General features: G+C 48.4%; 14 protein-coding genes. 8 read left to right on the top strand and 6 right to left on the bottom strand.

Annotated elements, in window-relative coordinates:
• Positions 1-90 precede the first annotated feature (90 nt).
• The 3 genes from V7051_RS10165 to V7051_RS10155 are packed head-to-tail and all read right to left on the bottom strand — an operon-like array spanning position 91 to position 2,755.
• Positions 91-1,866 (bottom strand): ABC-ATPase domain-containing protein, encoded by a 1,776-nt coding sequence (locus V7051_RS10165; protein ID WP_333874846.1) that lies wholly within the window; start codon positions 1,864-1,866, stop codon positions 91-93.
• 34 nt (positions 1,867-1,900) lie between these two features.
• The gene (locus V7051_RS10160) at positions 1,901-2,326 is read right to left on the bottom strand and encodes a hypothetical protein (RefSeq protein WP_333874845.1); all 426 of its coding nucleotides are present in this window, start codon (positions 2,324-2,326) and stop codon (positions 1,901-1,903) included.
• A 3-nt stretch (positions 2,327-2,329) separates the two neighbouring features.
• Positions 2,330-2,755 (bottom strand): single-stranded DNA-binding protein, encoded by a 426-nt coding sequence (locus tag V7051_RS10155; protein WP_333874844.1) that lies wholly within the window; start codon positions 2,753-2,755, stop codon positions 2,330-2,332.
• Positions 2,756-3,053: 298 nt separating this feature from the next.
• On the opposite strand from V7051_RS10155, the gene V7051_RS10150 reads away from it, so the two are divergent.
• The 5 genes from V7051_RS10150 (at position 3,054) to V7051_RS10130 (ending at position 10,165) form a co-directional block, all read left to right on the top strand.
• The gene (locus V7051_RS10150) at positions 3,054-4,958 is read left to right on the top strand and encodes a transketolase C-terminal domain-containing protein (protein WP_333874843.1); all 1,905 of its coding nucleotides are present in this window, start codon (positions 3,054-3,056) and stop codon (positions 4,956-4,958) included.
• 496 nt (positions 4,959-5,454) lie between these two features.
• Positions 5,455-6,672, top strand: coding sequence for an MFS transporter (locus tag V7051_RS10145; RefSeq protein ID WP_333874842.1), 1,218 nt, complete (start codon positions 5,455-5,457; stop codon positions 6,670-6,672).
• Between the two features lie 219 nt (positions 6,673-6,891).
• Positions 6,892-8,136 carry an EAL domain-containing protein gene (locus V7051_RS10140; RefSeq protein WP_333874841.1) on the top strand — a complete coding sequence of 415 codons (1,245 nt, stop codon included), beginning with the start codon at positions 6,892-6,894 and terminating at the stop codon, positions 8,134-8,136.
• A 119-nt stretch (positions 8,137-8,255) separates the two neighbouring features.
• The gene (locus tag V7051_RS10135) at positions 8,256-9,281 is read left to right on the top strand and encodes a transporter substrate-binding domain-containing protein (RefSeq protein ID WP_333874840.1); all 1,026 of its coding nucleotides are present in this window, start codon (positions 8,256-8,258) and stop codon (positions 9,279-9,281) included.
• Between the two features lie 32 nt (positions 9,282-9,313).
• Positions 9,314-10,165 carry a sensor domain-containing diguanylate cyclase gene (locus V7051_RS10130; protein WP_333874839.1) on the top strand — a complete coding sequence of 284 codons (852 nt, stop codon included), beginning with the start codon at positions 9,314-9,316 and terminating at the stop codon, positions 10,163-10,165.
• Positions 10,166-10,242: 77 nt separating this feature from the next.
• Here the strand turns inward: V7051_RS10130 and V7051_RS10125 are convergent, their stop codons facing one another.
• A complete protein-coding gene (locus V7051_RS10125) occupies positions 10,243-14,661 on the bottom strand; it encodes a PAS domain S-box protein (protein ID WP_333874838.1) in 4,419 nt (1,472 codons plus the stop codon).
• Between the two features lie 130 nt (positions 14,662-14,791).
• Here V7051_RS10125 and V7051_RS24660 point away from each other — a divergent pair, with 130 nt between their 5' ends.
• Together V7051_RS24660 and V7051_RS10120 are read left to right on the top strand one after the other, a co-directional pair.
• Positions 14,792-14,935 (top strand): DUF4113 domain-containing protein, encoded by a 144-nt coding sequence (locus V7051_RS24660; protein WP_442919649.1) that lies wholly within the window; start codon positions 14,792-14,794, stop codon positions 14,933-14,935.
• A gap of 94 nt (positions 14,936-15,029) precedes the next feature.
• Positions 15,030-16,400, top strand: coding sequence for a 3'-5' exonuclease family protein (locus V7051_RS10120; RefSeq protein ID WP_333874837.1), 1,371 nt, complete (start codon positions 15,030-15,032; stop codon positions 16,398-16,400).
• Between the two features lie 85 nt (positions 16,401-16,485).
• Here the strand turns inward: V7051_RS10120 and V7051_RS10115 are convergent, their stop codons facing one another.
• Together V7051_RS10115 and V7051_RS10110 are read right to left on the bottom strand one after the other, a co-directional pair.
• Positions 16,486-17,238, bottom strand: a complete 753-nt coding sequence (locus V7051_RS10115) for an MlaA family lipoprotein (RefSeq protein WP_333874836.1) — start codon at positions 17,236-17,238, stop codon at positions 16,486-16,488.
• Between the two features lie 133 nt (positions 17,239-17,371).
• On the bottom strand, positions 17,372-19,594 hold the full coding sequence (locus tag V7051_RS10110) for an SLC26A/SulP transporter family protein (protein ID WP_333874835.1): 2,223 nt from the start codon (positions 19,592-19,594) through the stop codon (positions 17,372-17,374).
• A gap of 301 nt (positions 19,595-19,895) precedes the next feature.
• Between V7051_RS10110 and V7051_RS10105 the strand changes: the two genes are divergently transcribed.
• Positions 19,896-20,273, top strand: a complete 378-nt coding sequence (locus V7051_RS10105) for a J domain-containing protein (protein WP_333874834.1) — start codon at positions 19,896-19,898, stop codon at positions 20,271-20,273.
• The last annotated feature ends 325 nt before the right edge of the window (positions 20,274-20,598 follow it).

Below are 20,598 nucleotides of genomic sequence, written 5' to 3'. Positions count from 1 at the left end.
TATTTTTGTCGCATTATCTCTCTTACAACGGCCACCTTGGGTCTACCCCCTTTTTCTCCGGGTGGTCTTTTTTTGATTGTGATTTTTCTATCATCCTGATTCGGATGAGACTCTACTGCATCTTTCTGAAAAAAGCCTTAACGACCTGATCCTGTTGATAGCGGCAGCCAGTTCATATTTGCGCGGCATCGACAAAGTGCCCGGATAATCAGGCTCCAAAAAAGCCAATCCATGTTTATTTATTTCATTCTCCAGCCAGTCTATCCAGAAACGGATAGTTTCAGGTTGATTGTCCGGCTGCTTTAATTTAGTCCGTAGCGCCAGCAGGCAATAGCCAATGGCTAGAAGCTGCGGGGCTTCTGCGATTTGCGCCACTGCATCCAGATTAACCAGGTCCATGCCGTATTCCAGTTGCCTCGGTGCGTTACGTAAATCTTTTATGCGTTTGGGAATCGTCTTGTTCAGGCGATGATTGATATAGGCCGGGTCAAAATTATCAGCGGCCAAATAGCGCGATACCGAAAAATCAGGAGCCTGTGTATCCTCCTCAGCTATCGTTCCAAGTCTGTCACGCACTTTGGCGGTAATGTCTTCGCAACAGTAATTATCCATCAGCAGGCAGGTATCGGCTTTTTGTAAAAAATAACCCAAGCCGCCGACCACAAAAATTATCGAAACATGATGTTTTTTCCACAGCGACCGCACCGTCGAATAAAGCGGTTTGATCGGCTCTTGCGCCGCATCCAGAATTTGTTTGATCAACTCGTCGCGCACCAGAAAATTGGTCGCGCAGGTATCTTCATCAAGCAGTAATAAACGGCTGCCGCTCTCAATGGCTTCAACAATATTAGCCGCTTGCGAAGTGCTGCCGCTGGCATTGTTGGACGAAAAACAATCGGTTTTGAGGCCGTTCGGCAGGTCGCCGATAAAAGGGCTGATGTCGACCTCCCGAATGCTACGACCCTCTTCAGCCCGGATAAAAAAAGCATCTTCGCGCGTGACGGCATATTCCCGGCCGTCTCCGGGAATATGCGCGTAAACCCCGGCTAAAATCGCCTGCATCAATGTCGACTTGCCATGATAACCGCCGCCGGTAATGCAGGTAATGCCTTCATTAATGCCCATGCCGGTTATGCTGCGGTCATCCGATAAAGGGATGGTTATTTGTAACGATGCCGGGGATTGGAAAGTTTTGACCGATTCGCCGATAGACGGTCGGTCGTCGACGCCGCTATGCCGCGGCAGCTTGGCCTCATTGGCGATAAATGCGACCAAGTCATGCTGCCGCATAAACTGAATAATTTGGCTGCGTGTTTTTAGCACCTCGATAAACTGCCGGAGCAACGTTCGGGTTTGCTCGTCGTAATGCGGGTAAAAAAAAGTAGCGTCAACAATTGCCGTCAGTTCCTGACTGAACATAATCCACGCCTGCTCGGCATCAAAAACGCCGTTTTGATCTTTAGCCGGAAGGCTGATGATAAAACGCAAATACACAGTATCGTTACCAAACAAAACGCTATCCCTGTTCAGCATTTTTTGGCTCAGGGCAATGGTGCTAAAAGAACCGCTGCCGTCTTTACCGCGGTTTTGCTGCGCGAACCGGTCAATGCTGTGACGAAAACGCCGAATCAGGAAATCGGCCACCGCCAGTTTGCACTCGTTTGTCAGGAAAAATTGTTCGGGGATTTTACAGTCCTGCAACGCTATTTTTATAGCTGCAATGGAAGCAGGGTTAGCGCCGGGGCTACCCTGCATTTTGATGAAGCTGAACTCAAAGCGGGGGAAATAATAACAACCGCGCAGCTTCCTGATGTTCTGATAAGGCCGGTCGGCGATAGAAGCGAGTAAGTTATGTAATTTATTCACATTCCCTCTGCTTTGACTTTAAAAACCGGAGAATTTAACGCTCTTTAACCTCCTTGCCATGAAAGTCCATCTTAGCAACCAACTTCATTTTCACTAAATGATCGTCGATGTTTAAAGTTTTAAAAGCGGCTTTTATGCTCATGGCTTTTACCGCATCGACAGAGCCGAACCTGAAACCAAACAACCTGCTTTTCTTGCCCTCGGGAAAACTGCGCATTATTTCATTAATGCGATCATCAATAAGCTTCCTTGCTTTATCCAGCTCGGTGGCAACTTCCGTCTTCAGTCCGGTTAATAATTGCTTGTCCGGTAATAGCCCGGCTTCAACCGGTAAATCCGGCTGAAGCCTTTTGCGTATATCCGCCAATTTTTTACTTTGCCCATGGGACAGCAAAACATTACGTTCAGTAACACTGACCTTTTGCCTGGCTGTTACAGGGCTATCGGATATTTTTTTCATCAATTAAAACGGAATGTCATCGTCATACGGCGCATCAAAATTATCATGGCTGGGGCTTTGCGGCGCAGATGGCTGTGAAGGCTGATAGTTCTGCTGCGGCGCTTGGTTCGACTCGTTTCTTTTGCCGACCAAGTCGATAATGTTGGCATTAAGCTCCAGGCTGGTTTTAGTCGAGCCGTCTTGCGCCCGATATTCACTTTGACTCAGTTCACCCGAGACAAACACCTGTTGGCCTTTTTTCAGGTAATTTTGTAATTGTCCTTCGGCACGCTTACCCCATATTGCACACCTGATCCATAGCGTTTGCTGTTTGTCGCCAAAGCCGATATTGTTGGCTACAGTGACGTTCAAAACCGCTTGGCCTGACGGTAAATACCGGACTTCCGCATCACGGCCTACAGTGCCGGTAAAACTAAATACGTTGCTCATCTTTTTCTCATTGATAGTTAAATTAATAATACGGCTATTATCGACTGGTTCCATTTAAAAACAAAATGCAAAACCACCGATCGGTTTTGATTATTGCCCGATAAAGTCCGGTTATGTATAAGCAAAGAGGAACATTAACCTGCGCTCGGCCTCTCCATGGCGTAAAGTGGGGCTGGCTAAGCAAAAGACGTCATATCGAAAGCTGTTGTTTTCCCTTATCATTAAACAGATTAAGTCCAAAATACCATTTTGATCCTTAACCGGCCATTCATTTGGCTTTAACTGCAAGAGGTTAACCATGAATACATTTCCAATCGATCTAGGCGCTTATCAACGCATTGCTTTAAACGCAAACAATAAGACACTGACTGATGAGCAACGGGCCGGTCTCAAGGCCAATATTCAACTGTGCCGCGACGCGATCGTCTTTTTTACCGCTACCGGCGCTGCGAGAGGCGTCGGCGGTCATACCGGCGGGCCTTACGATACCGTGCCGGAAGTCGTCATCATGGATGCGTTATTCCGGGGCGACGCCGACAAATATGTACCGGTTTTTTTTGACGAAGCCGGGCATCGCGTTGCCACTCAATACCTGATGTGCGCTCTTAACGGCGACTTTCCTGCGGAACATCTGATGGAATACCGAGCCGCTCATTCTCATCTACCTGGTCACCCTGAACTGGGCCTTACATCCGGCGTAAAATTCAGCTCGGGTCGGCTGGGACACATGTGGCCCTATGTCAATGGCGTGGCTATCGCTAATACGGGTAAAGTGCTGTTTTGCCTGGGCTCTGACGGCTCGCAGCAGGAGGGTAATGATGCGGAAGCCGCACGCTTGGCCGTTGCTCAAAAGCTGAATGTTAAATTGATTATCGATGATAATGACGTAACCATCGCCGGTCACCCTTCCAAATATTTGCCCGGATGCTCTATTGCTAAAACGCTGGCCGGCCACGGTTTAACGGTATTGGAAGGCGACGGCGAAAATATCGATGATCTGTATCAGCGTATTTGTACCGCCGTTAACACCGATGGTCCTGTTGCAATTATTAATCGTCGCCAGATGTGTCCCGGAATTGTCGGGCTGGAAGGTTCAAACCACGGCCATGACGTAGCCCCGGTAAAAATCGCGGTAGAGTATTTGGAGTCGCGTGGCCGACAAGCTGCGGCGGATCAGCTTAAAGCCATTAAAGCGCCAAAAAATGACGCAGTATTTCTGGGCTCCAGCGACAAATGGGATGCTAATCGCAACGTTTTCGGCGATGCGGTCGTCGCGATTCTGGGCCGGATGAGCGAAGCTGAACGCATCGAAAAAATTCGCGTCATCGACAGCGATCTGGAAGGTTCCTGCGGTCTGTCCAAAATTCGCAACGCTTATCCTGAAGTGTTTATCTCTTCCGGTATTATGGAGCGCAGTAACTTCTCGGCGGCAGCCGGTTTCGGGATGGAAGCAGGCAAACAGGGCATTTTTGCTACCTTTAGCGCTTTCTTGGAGATGGTGATTTCTGAAATTACGATGGCGCGTTTGAACAAGTCTAATGTGCTCAGCCATTTCTCGCATTCCGGGATTGACGATATGGCCGACAACACCTGCCATTTCGGCTTGAATAATATGTTTGCCGATAATGGCTTGAGTGACGGTTATGCGACCAACCTTTACTTTCCGGCGGACCCGCTGCAAATGAAAGCCTGTTTGGAAACGATCTTTTTTAATCCGGGCTTGCGTTTCATTTTTTCGACCCGCTCTAAAGTTCCGACTATTTTGAATACTGACGGCCAAGAGTATTTTGGCGGAGACTACACGTTTGTTTCAGGCAAAGATGAGATTATTCGTGAAGGAACACAAGGTTATATTGTCAGCTTCGGCGAAGCATTGTATCGGGCATTGGATGCAGTAGAGCGTCTAAAACAGGAAGACCTGGATGTGGGGTTAATCAACAAACCGACCTTGAATGTCATTGATGAAGAGATGATGGCTAAAATCGGCAATTCGCCGATGGTGTTGGTTGTCGAAGCGTATAACCGAAAAACGGGATTGGGAAGCCGATTTGGATCTTGGTTGCTGGAGCGTGGCCTGGCACCAAAATATGCGCATCTTGGGACATACCGGGAAGGTTGCGGCGGTTTGTGGGAGCAATATCCGCATCAAGGTATCGATCCGGCAGGCATTATGGACAAAGTTAAGGATCTGCTAAAAGCTTGACTGATGTTAGGCATCGTCCACGAAATCCAAAAAAAATAAAGAGCCATCTCTTTCTCGGCTGAGGATCTCGCGACAAATAACTTTCGCTTACGGTTCCTACGCACTCCGTAGGAGCGGGCCACGCCCGCGACTTTTGGGACGTAGTTGCAGATTTGTCATGCTCTTATCGCGGGCATGGCCCGCTCCTACAACACTTCGCTCTCGTTCCCACGGGCTTCGTGGGGATGCAGTGCAGGACGCGCTGCATCCCGTATCTGCGACCTGAGTCGTATCTCGCCGCGCAGCGTGTGGGGACGAGAACAATTTATTGGGTCTATGACGGCTATATGTTTTGCTATACCCGCTTTTTATTATGTTATGCGTAACATCAATTAAGTAATTGCATTTGCAATAATGAGAATTACTGTCCCTAAAAACGGCAGTATACTTAAAACCTATTTTTGGCTTAATGGTGCGCTACTTAGGCGGACAAGTCGTTTCTAATTATCAGGCAATTATGCAATTTTTTAGTAAACCCAATCTTGCTTTTCTCAAACTGCTGTCTTTTCGTATCCTGATCGTTCTTGCTTATCAAATAATGGCGATTGTGGTGGGCTGGCACATTTACGAACTGACTCATGACACGCTTGCCTTAGGTTTAGTCGGATTGGCTGAGGTCATTCCTTACTTCTGCTGCGCGCTATTCGCCGGTTATGCGGTAGATCATTATTCCCGTCGTATGTTCGGAGTGCTCGCCTGCCTGATGCTATTTCTTACAGCGCTGACATTGGCTGCTGTGTCAGCGGGATGGCTAAAAGGCAATCCGGCGTTGTGGATTTATTGTTCTATCGGTTTTACCGGGTTGGCGCGCGCATTTATCGGTCCTTCATATAGCGCCATGTTTGCGCTGATTTTGTCGCGTGATCAATATGCCCGGGCCTCGGGAGTCGGTAGCGCCGTGTTCCAGTCCGGGCTCGTGGTCGGACCTGCGATAGGCGGCATCCTGGTCGGATGGGTCGGCAAGACCGGCGCTTATGATTTTGCCGCGGGCCTGTGTGTATGCGCCGCAGTGGCGCTGCTGTCGTTACGTGTCGAGGAGCCTCCGTCGGCGATAAGTTCTCCTATCTTTACCAGCATCGCCGAAGGATTTCACTTCGTATTCAGTAACCAGATCATTTTAGGCGCGCAGTCGCTGGATATGTTCGCAGTGCTGTTCGGGGGAGCCGTTTCCATGTTGCCGGCGTTCATTCACGATATTTTCCATTACGGTCCCGAGGGACTTGGGATTCTTCGCGCCGCTCCCGCGATCGGGGCCGTGATGACAGGGGTATTTCTCGCCCGTCATCCGCTCAATTTGCGTGCCGGGCGCTGGTTATTGGGAGCCGTAGCAGGATTCGGCGTTTGCATGATTTGCTTCGCCCTGTCAGTGAATTTTTGGATTGCCGGCTTATTGTTGGTGTTCTCCGGTGTTTGCGATGGCGTATCGGTGGTTATGCGCACCACCATCCTGCAACTGGCGACGCCCGATACCATGCGCGGTCGGGTTTCTGCAATCAACGGTATTTTTATTGGCTCATCCAACGAGTTGGGCGCTTTTGAGTCAGGTGTTGCGGCTCGCTTGATGGGACTGGTTCCATCGGTTGTTTTCGGCGGTGCGATGACGCTGGCCGTGGTTGCTGTCACCGCAAAACTGGCACCGAAACTGCGTCGGCTGGAGCTTCAGCAGCTGCAATAGTTCTCTCATGCTTTGTGCTTAAAGGGGGGGCTGAATGCCTCAATATAATCGGGCCGTCAAAGCATAGCTCGCGTCTTCGTAAGATGCGCTTCTATCAACGCTGATTAAACCCGTGGGCTTGACGCGATTGCCCAAGCTCAGGTACCGGATCGGTTATAACTTGATAGCTATTATGATATGCTGATTCTTCTATAAGCAAACACACATTGGGCAGTAAAGATGGGAGGGCAAATAGGGTCTGCACAAGACTTGATGACAGAGGCCGATATTATCGAGGGAATAAAGAGTAATAAATTCACTTTCTTCTATCAGCCAAAAGTCTCATTGGTAAGCGGAAAAGTGATTGGCGCGGAAGCGTTGATAAGATGGATCGACTCCAATGGGACTGTAAAGCTGCCGGCGACATTTATCCCTGTCGCAGAGCAGTCGTCATTGATCACCGAAATCACCTGTCATATGTTCCCGAAACTGGTGAAAGATATCTTGGTATTGATGGATATCGATGAGCAATTGGTTATATCGTTCAATACATCGGTTAAGGATTTTGAAGATGATGCTTTCATAAGGCTGGTGCTGAATACGCTGAAAATATCCCAATTGCCAACGAACAAATTGCAGATAGAATTAACCGAAACTGCGACTCTGCAAGCAGGCGATGCAATATTAAAAAACATTAATAAGTTGAGAAATGCAGGTTTAGGCTTGGCAATGGATGACTTCGGTACGGGTTATTCATCTATCGATACATTAAGCAAGTGGCCTTTTACGACAATCAAGCTGGACCAGGGCATGGTCGGCAGAATACTTGATTCGGACAAGAACTCTACCATAGTCGGCTCTTCTATTCGTATGGCGCATGAGCTGGGGATTAGCGTCGTTGCCGAGGGAGTGGAAACCAACGAACAATATCATCACCTGCTTGAAGCGGGATGCACAAAAGTCCAGGGCTTCTGGATCAGCAAGCCGCTTCCGCTGGATCAATTCATTACTTTTGTAGATGCCGACATACGTTGGTCAGGTATACCGATTGGATTGATACATATGGCAATCATCGACCATGTGCAATGGCGAAAAGAGTTGGTCAGCGAATTGGTCAAGACCGCTTCTCTTCCATTAGATGCGCCTCAACGAAAATATCAAAAAACGCCGCCTTTGTCGTGCAAGGAATGCCGCCTTGGCCAATGGTACTATGGAACGGGGCAAATGTTTCGTGACCGTAAAGTCTTTCAATCCCTGGAAAAATCACATTATCAGTTTCACGAAATTGGTCAAATGCTTGTGAACCTAGTCAGCGACGGCGCTGTTATGAAAGACCTGACGCCGCATTTGCGAGACCTTTCCGAGAAGTCGACGGAAGTTTTAAGTGCTTTACAAGAGCTTGAAAATGAGGGATTAATTGATATGCACACGGCTCATAATGAATGGGTATCACATTCGCTGAATCCAATGAATCTAGTCTGGTGACATGAACTCCAGTCTGGGTCCGAAGGAGATATTCGTTTATTTTCCCCAGTGTATTTTTGTGTATTATCGTAAGGCCTTATCCTTAATAAAGTGATTACGATGCCCTTGTCGATAAGCCTTTGCAAGCCATTGAGGTCAAAAAAATACGTTATTACGCTTTGATCTATGTTCTGCTGAGCCTCTTCTTTACAGCCAGTGCCTGTGAAGCGGATGGTGGCGTCTTTAAAGAAATATTAACCCCTGAGGAACGTCTTTGGCTCACCAATAACCAGTCGCGCATTGTTCTTGCGGTCGAGACCGCTTATGCGCCATTTGTGTTTGTCGACTCATCAGGCCGGGCTACCGGTCTCGCCAACGATTACATGGTCTTGCTCGAATCAAAACTTGGCGTCGACTTCAAGCAAAGGCATTTTTCATCATTAGACGATATTTTTGCTAAGGTCCATGGCGGAGAAGTGCAGGTCGTCAACGCGGTCACGAAAACCTCTTGGCGATCTACATTCCTTAATTTGACGGATTTTTTTATCTCCGTGCCTAATGTCTTTATCGTGAGAAAGGATCGTTCAGGCCGGATACGCGAGGAAAATCTATCGGGACTTACAGTATCTTTAGTAAAAAGTTATGCGGTTACCGAGTATCTTATAAATAAACGCCCCGGTTTTACCCCCGATTTGGTTTCAGATGACCTGACTGCATTATTAAACGTATCTTTCGGGCGTTCCGATGCAGCGGTTATTGATCTTGCGACGGCGTCTTATCTAATCTCCCAGAAGGGAATTACCAATCTTCGTGTAGTCGGCGAAGCTTCTTTCGATATTCGGCTTTCAATGGGTACTGCAATAGACGAACCTGTGTTGTACGGTATCCTTGAAAAAGGGCTGGCTGCAATTACGGATGGCGAGCGGCAGGAGATTCAAAAACGCTGGATCAATATATCCCGGCAAAGCATGCTTACCGACCAACGGTTTTGGGTGGCTGTCGGAGGTGTGCTCGGTATTATTTTGGTTATTCTTATTTGGAATCGCACACTCCGGCGGCAGGTTATTGTTCGTACAGAAGCTCTCGCCAAGGAAAAGGAATTTTTGAGGAAAAGCGAGGCTCAGAACCGTGCGCTTATCAAGGCTATCCCTGACCTCTTTTCCTGAATCATAGAACGGGTGAGATCCTGTTCGTCCATATGACTGACTCGGATACGCTTTTTGAGGCCCCGGAAGCGATCCTTCACAGAAATATCGAGGAGGTATTGCCCAAGCCGGTTGCCGATCAGTTCATGAGAGCATTTGCGGATGCGCTCGATCAGTCTGCGATGCAGGAATTGATTTATTCGCTGCCAATGAATGGCAAAGAGAAGTGGTTCGAGGTCAGGGTGGAACCATTCTCCGTCGATGAAGTCATTACCTTTGTGCGCGATGTAACGGTACAAAAAGAGGCAGAGTATCTGCGGGCCGAGTATCACCGCGAACTGGAAAAGCAAATTGCCGAACGTACAGCCGAACTCTCCGCATTGAATATCAAGTTGCTGCAACTGAGCGAAATAGATGCCCTGACCGGCATTGCCAATCGGCACAAGTATGATATTGCGATGAATATTGAATGGCGGCGAGCTCTGCGCGAGAGACAGCCCCTGGCTTTATTGATGATCGACATCGATTTGTTTAAGCAATATAACGATCAGTATGGGCATCAGGCTGGTGATGAGTGTCTCCAGCAAGTGGCGGGTATGCTAAATGCGTCGGTACAGCGCGTCGGCGACTTGGCAGCACGTTATGGCGGCGAGGAGTTTGTAGTCATTTTGCCTGGGCTGAGCGCGCCGGCTGCTGGCAAGGTTGCGGAGAAAATACGCTATACCATCGAGAATAGGCGAATCCCTCATCTCCGGAACATGCCGACGCCTATTGTGACCATTAGCATCGGTGTGGCATCCTGTATACCGGACCCGGAGGCACATATGTCGACCTTGCTGAATGAAGCCGATGCCTGTTTATATAGGGCGAAAGATAACGGACGGAATCAGGTAGTGGTGGCATAACCATGCTGCGGGCAGTGGTCTTCGGCTAACCAGACCAACGAAGAGACTGGTGGGATTTCACGGTATTATTGAACGAATTATCCCCGCTTAAGCAAAATTTCAAACTGCTCAATTGGCACCGGTTTGCCGAACAGATACCCTTGATAGTTCATGCAGCCATTGCCGATCAGGATTTCCCGTTGCTCCTCTGTTTCCACTCCTTCTGCAATGATGCTCAGTTCCAGGCTCTGCGCCATCGCAATGATAGTACGTACAATCGCCCTATCGTTAGCGTCAACGGCAATATCCCGGACGAACGACCGATCTATCTTGAGCTGATTGATCGGCAAACGCTTGAGGTATTGCAGGGATGAATAGCCGGTGCCGAAGTCGTCCAACGAGATCAGGATACCGACTTCTTTCAATGCGTTCATCGTGATGATGGTGTCATCAATGCTCTCCAACAGCATGCTTTCAGTAAGCTCCAGCTTGAGTAGGGCGGGGTTGATGGCATGGCGTTGTACTGCGTGCTGAACCCGCTCGATGAAATTCGCCTGATGGAATTGCTTTACACTGACGTTGATCGATAAGACAAGGTCGCGTGTGAGCGCATCCTGTTGCCATGCGCTGATTTGGGCGCAAGCTGTTTCCAGCACCCATTGACCAATAGGCAGGATCAGCCCCATTTCTTCCGCTATCGGGATGAATTGCGTGGGGGGCACTAAGCTACCATCAGGGTGCTGCCAGCGGATCAAGGCTTCTGCGCCTAAGGCAAGGCCGGAGCTATGTACCTGGATTTGGTAATGCAGTTGGAATTGCTGTTTTTCAATAGCTTCATGCAGTGCTTTTTCCAGTGCAACGCGGTTGTTGATGTTTGTTTGCATCATCGGGTCGAAGAAGCGCAGGGTGTTGCGACTGGCTTTTTTAGCCTGATACATGGCGATGTCGGCTTGTCTCAGAAGTTCATCCGTTTTGTGCGGGTGTTTATGTTCGTTAAACAGGGTGACGCCTATGCTGGGAGTATTCCGATATTCATGCTTGCCCAGTCTGTAAACTTCATTAAGTGCGGCCAGAATTTTATTGGCAACGATTTCAGCCGGCAATGCGGCTTCAATGCCTTGCTTGCTTAGGTTTTCCAGTATTACCACGAATTCGTCGCCGCCCAGGCGGGCCACGGTATCGCCTTCGCGTACGCAAGCTTTCAGCCGTTCAGCCACCTGCTGTAGCAGCAAGTCGCCAATATCATGGCCGAGCGTGTCGTTCAGAGCCTTGAAGTTATCGAGGTCAAGAAACAAAAGCGCGCCTTCGAGCCTGCTGCGGGCGCTGGAAGCTAATGCTTGCTGGAGTCGGTCCAGGAGAAGCCGCCGGTTTGCCAGGCCCGTGAGCGGGTCATAGAACGCCAGTTGCTCGATTTTTTCTGCGGCGGCTTTGCTCAACGTAATGTCGATCAGTGTCGCAACATAATTGGTGATGTGGCCGTTCGCATCTGTTACAGCAGTGATGGTGAGATGTTCCGGATAAACTTCGCCATTCTTGCGCCGGTTCCAGATTTCCCCTTTCCATGAGCCGGCGTCATGGATACTTGTCCACATTTTGGTAAAAAAAGCTGTGTCATGCCGTCCTGAATTGAGCAGGCGCGGATTCTTGCCGATGACTTCTTTTGTGGAATAGCCGGTGACGACGGTGAAGGCGTGGTTTACCCGTAGGATCGCTCCATTATTGTCCGTAACCATCATGCCTTCCTGGGATTCGAATGCGGCGGCGGCGATACGCAGCTCTGTTTCGGCTTGTTTGCGTTCAGTAATATCGCGGGAGGAAAAGAATAGTAACGGAGTGCCTTCCTGCTCCAGCGGGAAGCCGCTGATCTCGACATCGAAAACGCTGCCGTCTTTGCGCCGGTGACGGGTTTCGAACTGGATACGAGACTGTTCTACATAGGGCTGTCTTAGTTTTTGTGGAAGTTCCGAGCTGGTGAACATCGCATCCCATTGAGAAACATTCATGCCGATTATTTCGTCGCGCCTATAGCCCAGCATGGTGCAGAACGAGTCGCTGGCCTCAATGATATTACCGTCGAAATCCAGTATATGAATGCCGTCGCTGGCATTACGCAGCAGTGCCAGGCTCTTCTCGCTTTCCCTTTTAAGGGATTGCTCGGCTTTTTTCCAGTCGGCAATGTTTTCGAGCATAGACCAAATATAGTCTTTGCCGTCAGCCCCGGTAACAAGGATGCCATTCAAACGTAAAGGAATCAGGCTGCCGTCCTTATGAATATACTCTTTCTCATAGGGGCCATAGCGTCCTGTGTTGGCAAGCGACTCTAGTTGTAAGGCTTCCGACGCTTCATATCGTCTGGGAGTCAGTTGCCAATAGTCGAGATTCATCAATTCATCGGATGAATATCCTGAAATTTTCTGGAATGATTGATTGAATTCAACGAACTTTCCATCCATGCGGGTCAACGCAATACCGATTGGCGATAATTCATACAAGCCACGGAGTTTTTGTTCATTAACACGCAATGACTCATTGAGCTGTTTTCGTACTGTTATGTCTCGCGAGGAGTTGAAAAGCACATGTTGGCCGTCCATCTCAAGGGGAAAACCACTGATCTCGACATCGAAAATACTGCCGTCTTTGCGCCGGTGACGGGTTTCAAACTGGACACGAACCGGACTTTCGAGCTGTTGCCTGACGGCAGCCAGTAGTTCCTCAGCATCGGGGAATCCGGCATCCCATTCAGCGACGTTCATGCCGATGACTTCATCGCGTCGGTAACCCAGCATCGTGCAGAATGAGTCGCTGGCCTCGATGACATTCCCGTCGAAATCGAGGATATGGATGCCGTCGCTGGCATTCCATAAGAGTGCGCGATTTTTTTCGCTTTCCCGTTGCAGCGTTTTTGTTTGTTCTTGAACCCGTCGGCGAATAACAGAAGTGCGCCCGGTTATCGCAAGCAAAAATGCCTGTAGCAAACTTGCAAGAATCAACCCGCCAGCCAATACCATCCAGGCCTGTAATGAACGATTGGAGGCCATATACTCCGGCGTCGGAGAGAGCGATATGAGCCAGAATCTTCCGTTAAACGGAACCTCATCTTCCCAGGCGAACATGCTTAATTGAGGATGGGAAACCTGGTCGGAGCGATAGAGAAGCCCGTTACCAGCGGATGTTCCTTTGTCTTCAATCGTTAAAGCCAGGTCTTTCGGCAACCCTTTTGCAAACAGTTGCTTTAGCATGTCCTCAACATGAAATACGCCGACGGCAAAACCGTAGGGTGATATGTTCGGGTGATGAGCGGCACGTTGATCAAGGTATACCGGATGCAATAGAAGCACGCCTTTACCGGGGCTATGTTCCTGAACCAGTCGAATCGGAGCGGTGGCAGACGGTTTGCCGGTCCGGGCGGCGGCTTTGATGGCGTCATAACGAACAGTATCCGATGCAATATCATAAGCTATCGCATCACGGTTTTTGTCCAAAGGGGTGATGTATCGCACGACGACATATTCATCGCGGTAATCTGCAGGGATGAGTTTGCCCGATGAATCGCGTTGCGTAATTTTAAGGCCGTTGATATGGAGTTCCTTGCCTAAGTCAGTTTCCAGTTTCTCCCTGGCTTCGCCTTTAAGGACAAGATTCCAGCTCAACGCCTGTAGATCGGGATGATGTTCGAAACTTTGTCTTGAAAACCTCTCAAATTCAGACAAGCCAAGGTTGGGATAGGTTTGAATCAGGTTATCTACTGAGGCTAAAATTTCCCCATAAGACAGGAGCGTGGACTGTAACTGGTTACTCAGTGAGAGACCGCGTTCGGCAATATGCTGTTTTAAACGCAGGGCTTCAATATTGGATACGTAGACAAAGGCGGCAATAATGCCTGCGGTAACGATAAGCGAGGGTATTGCGACACTTTTAAAGCGTGATTTCCATAATGGGTTTTTACGTTGTAAAACCATCAAGGTTAGCGGCGCGAACAGTAATACTCCTATCGTGTCTCCGATCCACCAGTTCCACCAATTGAAAAACAGTTCACTGCTGGAAATCACGTGGAACAGTATCAGTACGGTATTCGCCCATGTCGCTGAAACAAGGCAGGCTAGCGGCCCTGCAAAAAAGAGTAGCAGGATGATGTCACGGTCATTATCCAGATTACGCCAGGAATCTTTCAATCGATGACGTACCAGAGAGGCGGCGACCCAGGCCTGAAGGGTCGATCCTGCCGCTATGATGGCAGCCGTTAGCAGACTCTCACTACTTAGACCGCTATGATTTGCAGCGACCCAGAGGTTGATGCCGACTGAGCCAAGCCATACTCCGGGAAGCAGTCGAGATCCCTCATATAGAATTGCGGCAAAAGCGAGACCCGCTGCGGGAAAGACGGCGGTCGCGTATCCGGGGGCGATGGCAAGTTTTAGCCCGGCAATACCCAGTAGAAAGTAAATCGCTGATAGCAGCAGCGATTTATTTAAGGCTGCAATGGTCAGCTTTGAAGGCTTAAATTTTTCTTGGGCCAAAGGAAATAGTCGAATACGTAAAGAAATTTGTATTCTACTCTTATCTCACTTCACCCTAAAACCGTTGATGCTTGTTGAGGATTGGGTAGCGGTGAAAATTCTTTCCGGTCGGAACAGTCGATGACCAAGGTTGGAGAACATCAATCGTGTTCATGATAAACTATCCATTCGTTATGGCAGCGAAATGATCAGTAAACGTTGGCCTATGTATCAACAATTCAAATCACAATCTTTCACCACCGACCGGCATGAGTTGCTAGCCCTTAGAATTTAATAGCAACACGCTTTCCGGGATTTTTGGATGAACGGGTCTTGATAAAGGAGTATCTGCAACATTACTTTATTAGCGACTTACTCTTAATATTTTTATGCAACCTCTAGCTTTTGTTGATTTGGAAACCACTGGCGGTTCAGCCACCAAAGATCGCATTACCGAAATTGGGATTGTGTTGGTGGATGAAAGCGGTGTACGCGAATGGAGTCAGTTAGTTCACCCGCAAACTCGCATTCCTGTCTTTATCGAACAGATGACCGGCATCACAAACGCCATGGTGGCAAATGCCCCTCGGTTTGAAGCCGTTGCCGAAGAGGTGGGTGCGCTGCTGCAAGGCCATTTGTTTATCGCGCATAATGCCCGGTTTGATTACGGCTTTTTGAAGAACGAATTCAAGCGGCTGGGAATGACATTTCAACCCACCGTATTATGTACAGTCAAACTTTCTCGGACTCTTTACCCTGAATACAGGCATCATAATCTCGATAGCCTGATCGAACGCTATAACCTCAAAGCCAAAGACCGTCACCGAGCCTTAGCCGATGCCCAGCTGATTCATCAGTTCTGGACACATCTTGCAGCCAGTTTTTCGGTATCGGCCTTGAATGATACCGTCCAGCAATTGGTCAGTCGATCCAGCCTGCCGTCGCATATCGACCCGCTGCTGATTCATGATTTACCGGAAGGCCCCGGTGTGTATCTGTTTTATGGAGAAAACGATCTGCCGCTATATATTGGTAAAAGTATCAACATTAGACAGCGCGTACTGTCGCATTTCTCGGCGGACCATCGCGACACTAAGGAAATGACGCTGTCGCAGCAGCTGCGGCGGATTGACTGGATTGAAACCGCTGGCGAATTGGGTGCGTTGCTGACTGAAGCCAAACTGATCAAGCAATTGATGCCGACGCATAACCGGCGCTTACGGCGCAAAAATGACTTATGTGCCTGGCAACTGCTGCAACAAGAAGATGAACAACTGCGCCCAACCCTGATTTGGGCCGATGATCTTGATTTTGGCAGCCAAAATAATCTTTACGGTCTTTATCATAACCAGCGCGATGCGCAAAAAGCCCTGCGCAGTATTGCCGATCAATATCAACTGTGCCTGAGCAGCTTAGGCTTGGAAGAAACCGCCAAAGGCCGGCCGTGTTTCGCCTACCAGATTAAAAAATGCAAAGGTGCGTGCGTTGGCTATGAAAAACCGCTCGAACATGCCGCGCGCTTGATGGTGGCGATGACTAAACTCAAACTAACCACCTGGCCTTATCGCGGTGCGATAGGCATAAAGGAAGGTGACGAAATACATGTTATTGATCGCTGGTGCTATCTCGGCACCGCCAAGCATGAATCGGAAATTCATGACTTGTTGGCGGGAGGTCGACCGGCGTTTGATCGAGATACTTACCTGATGCTCAGCAAGGCTTTGAAAAAAGCCAAAGTAATCTCGCTGGCAGCGGTTTGAATTACGAGCAGGGATGAATGAGTCACAGGGACTGCCGGCATGTGCAAAGTTACGGTCAAAAGCAGTAAAGTGAGATTAGCGCCGGCTACAAAGGATCATCTTCATTCAGCGGATTACCATCATCAATCAGGTATTGACGATGTTGTAGATAGGAGCTTTTTATAAAATCGTAGCGATTGCCATTGGATGCTTCATTAACGATTTTTTCGGATGTCATTATGCCGGCACGATAATCCGTTACATCAAGTGCACTGGTTCCTGCTGATACGGCAGTACCAGTAAAACCGCCGAAGATCGAAACATAGGTTATAGGGTCCAGGAAGGCATCACCGATTAAACCGATAGTATCTCTGGGCGTACTGGGGCCAAAAAACGGCAGTACTAAATAAGGGCCGGACGGCACTCCCCAAAAACCTAAAGTTTGACCGACATCTTCATTATGTTTAGGTAAGTCAATCTTGCTGGCCCAATCAAAAACACCCGCGCCGCCGGCCGTTGTATTGATTATAAAACGGCTGAGATCCATGCCGCTTTGCAATAGTTTAAGCTGCAAAAGATCGTTGATAGTGACGCCTATGTCGTTAATGTTGCTGAAAAAATTGGTTACGCCTTCGTCAACGGCAGTATTGGTAATGTCCAAATAGCCTTTAGCGACCGGTTTCAATACGTGTTTGTCGAAGCTATCGTTAAAAGATTGCGTACTTTTGTTCCAGCCTCGCCAAGGATCATTTTGCTCAGCTTCCTTAAGAGTGGTGATCGCGCAACCGCTCAGCACCAAGGCGGCTGTGGTAACGGTCAATAATGTAAGCCTAGTAATGATGGTTTTTTGCCGTTTCATGAGTAGCCTCTTTATGCTTTATTTAAAGTTTTTTATATTTCGGATGGCTAACTATAGCGTAGCCATTAACCTATTATCAAACCAGCTGCTAGTGACCGTAAGGGCGGTCTAATTTTGGCGGCTAACGAAAAGTTTAGCGATCTTCTAACGAACAAAGCTCAATGTCGGTTTGCCGCAGCCGCAAGGAAATGGCTCTGGCAATGCGGGCAAAAATCCGCGTTCCTAACACCGCATTATTATGTACCTGGATATCAAATTCATGCCGCGACAATTCGTAAAGCTCGCACTCAGTTTTGGCAATGGCTTCAGCCGAACGCTGACGGTGATCGAGAAACGCCATTTCTCCAAAGTAGTCGCCTTGATTGAAAGTGGCTAAATGATGATGTTTGCCGCCACTCAGCGGCAAGAAAATTTGCACAATGCCACGGCGAATCAGAAACAGTTCATCACCGCTGTCACCGAAGACAAATATTCTCTCTCCCGCCTGCACAGTCCGCTCATGCAGACAAGGACGCAATGCCGCAAGCGTTGCGTCATCTGATTTACGCAATAACTCAATGTCCGCCAGATCAAGAACTTGTTCGGTAAATTCTTCCGTCCACCCGGCTGCTTGTAGAATTTTATCTTCCATCCATTCCAAAGCTTCATCACGCGTATCGAAAATCCGAATCCCGTTACCATTGTTGTTGACCAAGCCGACTTGAGTCATGTATTGCAACAGGTCCTGGCCGCTGGGCAACCTGGAAGGCATGCCGCTAAAGATAAGTTCACCGCCGCGCGCGCGTAATCGGTCCTGCATTAAAGTAAACAAATGCGCGGCGGTATAATCTAAGCATTCCACTCGGCGCATGTCGAATAACAGCCATCTGCAAATGGCTAAATCGGGTTCCAACTGGCTAAACAAATGATCGGTGGTGCCGAAAAATAAATTGCCTTGTAATTCATAAATGGCTGCTTCGTCGCCATGTTCGGCTATCAATGAGCGTTCTTCCTCCAAGCGATGGGTTTTAGAGGAAGTTTCTTTAAGCGTGGCCCGTCGCCGTAATACCGAGGCTCTAATTTGATCGCGGATAAACAAGAAAATCGCCAAGCCGATGCCGGTGGCGGAGGCGGCAATCAAGCCGACTGTTTCCGCGACAACCACGACTGCGGCAATCACGGCAAAATCAAAAAGTGTTTCTTTATGCCGTAGCAAATGGAAAGCATGCCAATCGAACATGCGCGTAGCGACCACCAGCAAAATCCCGGCTAATGCGGCAATCGGCACCCAGGCAATTAATGGCGCCAGCGCTAGAATAGCCAGCACTACCAGGCTGCCTTCAATCAGCCCCGATTGGGTTTTACGTCCGCCGCTGGTGACGTTGACCAAACTTGCGCCCATTGTGCCGGAACCCGACATTCCGCCCATTACAAAAGACAGCAGATTCGCAATACCTTGACCGAATAACTCCTGGTTGGAATCATGGCGTTTTTTGGTTAACGCATCCAGCACTACGCAGGTTTTCAAAGTATCGATAGACAGCAAAGCCGATAAAGCCAAGGCTGAATAGGCGACTATGTGCAAGTCGGCCAAGCTGATCTCCAGTACGGATTGAAGACGGCTTTTAACCATTGCCGGAAAATCGGTATTGGCACGAATCGGTCCGATGATCAGCGAGTTGGTTTCTACAGACAACAGTGCAGGCATAAACAGGCTTAATAGAAAATAGCTGAGTATTCCTGCAAATAGACCTACGATAGCGGCCGGAACTTTTTGGGTCAGGCGCGGCGCGGTTAACATCGCAATAATAGTGACCAAACCCACTGCGATTCCGGGCCATTGCCAAAAATGCGGTGACATTAAGCCTTGCCACAAGCCCACTCCTTTCGGTAAGCCGAGCAAATTAGGGAACTGGCCGACGGCGATAATTAAACCGACACCGGATAAATAACCGCTGACGACTGGAAAAGGAATATATTTAATCAGTCGTCCGCCTTTCAATAAACCATAAAGGATTTGTAACAGCGCGGCTAATAGAGCAGTCAGGGCCAATAACGCCGGGATGCGGTTAATTTCAGTGCCTGTGCTGATTAATTCAATCGCTAACCCTGATAAAACGGCCGCGGCCGGAGCGCAAGGAGCAGAAATTAAAGCCGGAGTGCGGCCAAATAAGGGCGCCGCCAATCCCATGCAGGCCGCGCCTATCATGCCGACAAGAGCGCCTTCACCGGCCATTTGCGGCGCAATCGCCGAAAATACCAGCACGCCAAAAGCAATTGCTGAGGGCAAGGCGACTAACATGGATGCCAGTCCCCCCCAAAATTCATCCATAATAGTGTGGCGCGGTGAGCTGGCGGGAGCGGCTTTATTGGCCATGTTTCAATGTTCCGGTTAAGAGGTCGTGGCTTTTGGTTTAAAGTGTGAGGGGTAGGGATGTTAAAGCTTTCCGGCAGAGCGCATAAGAATGGCCAGAAATCATTACTACGCTGTTATGTGGTATAAGAAAGTTTATTGATAATAAATGTTGAAATTGGCAAAAAATCGATGCCGTTTTAGACTATCAAATACTTCCGTCAAAAATAATCCTGTAAAGATTTATCCAATATGTTTCTCAAAAGCTTAAGCTATCGGACATCCGCAATCCGTTTTTCGCTGTTATTTATCCGGTCTTTAAAGTATGCCTGAATTCCGCACGCACTATGATAATTTAAAAATCAGGAGAAATGCTTCGAATGCAACAATACGGGCTGCTTACAAAGCCTTAATGCAGAAATACCATCCGGATAAGTTCGACGGGTCCGTTCAAGAGGCGCTAAGAATAACTAAAATAATCCAGCACTCCTACGAAATATTGATCCACTTTGATAAGCGCGCCAAGCATGATCGCTGGATTAGTGAGCTTGAAGCTAAATTCAGGCAAAAATATGGATCAACGGAATTCGGTATTGTGGGCAAAATACAGCGCAATATTCTGATAATCAAGTACATGATCAGAATTTCTACAGCGAGGAGGAGTTGTATAGAATTGCCGCGAATGCGCTTTCTTCAAAAATGAAGAAATGGAGGGTAATGAATAAAGATTATAGAATTTATTACTCCGGACTAATGGTTGTTGTAGCGATAGTGCTTTTATTTATTGGCCTGTCGTACCATGTTTCAATACTGACCGCGGTTAGCGTTATTCTATTATTCATACAACCGGTGTACATTATGTATATAGTCGCCTCGCGCCTCATCAATACATTTTATGAGTAATTTTGTGAGCTTGATGAAATAGCGATTATGAATCCGCACCGTGGTGATCTAACGAGCGGGAACTTCGATAGCTTGATAAGTCCCCAACTCCTATAGTTATGCTAATACAGCTTAATGCAAACGCT

This window comes from Methylobacter sp. (genome assembly GCF_036845245.1).
Taxonomy (GTDB): domain Bacteria; phylum Pseudomonadota; class Gammaproteobacteria; order Methylococcales; family Methylomonadaceae; genus Methylobacter_A.
This window is presented reverse-complemented; position numbering and strand designations above follow the sequence as displayed.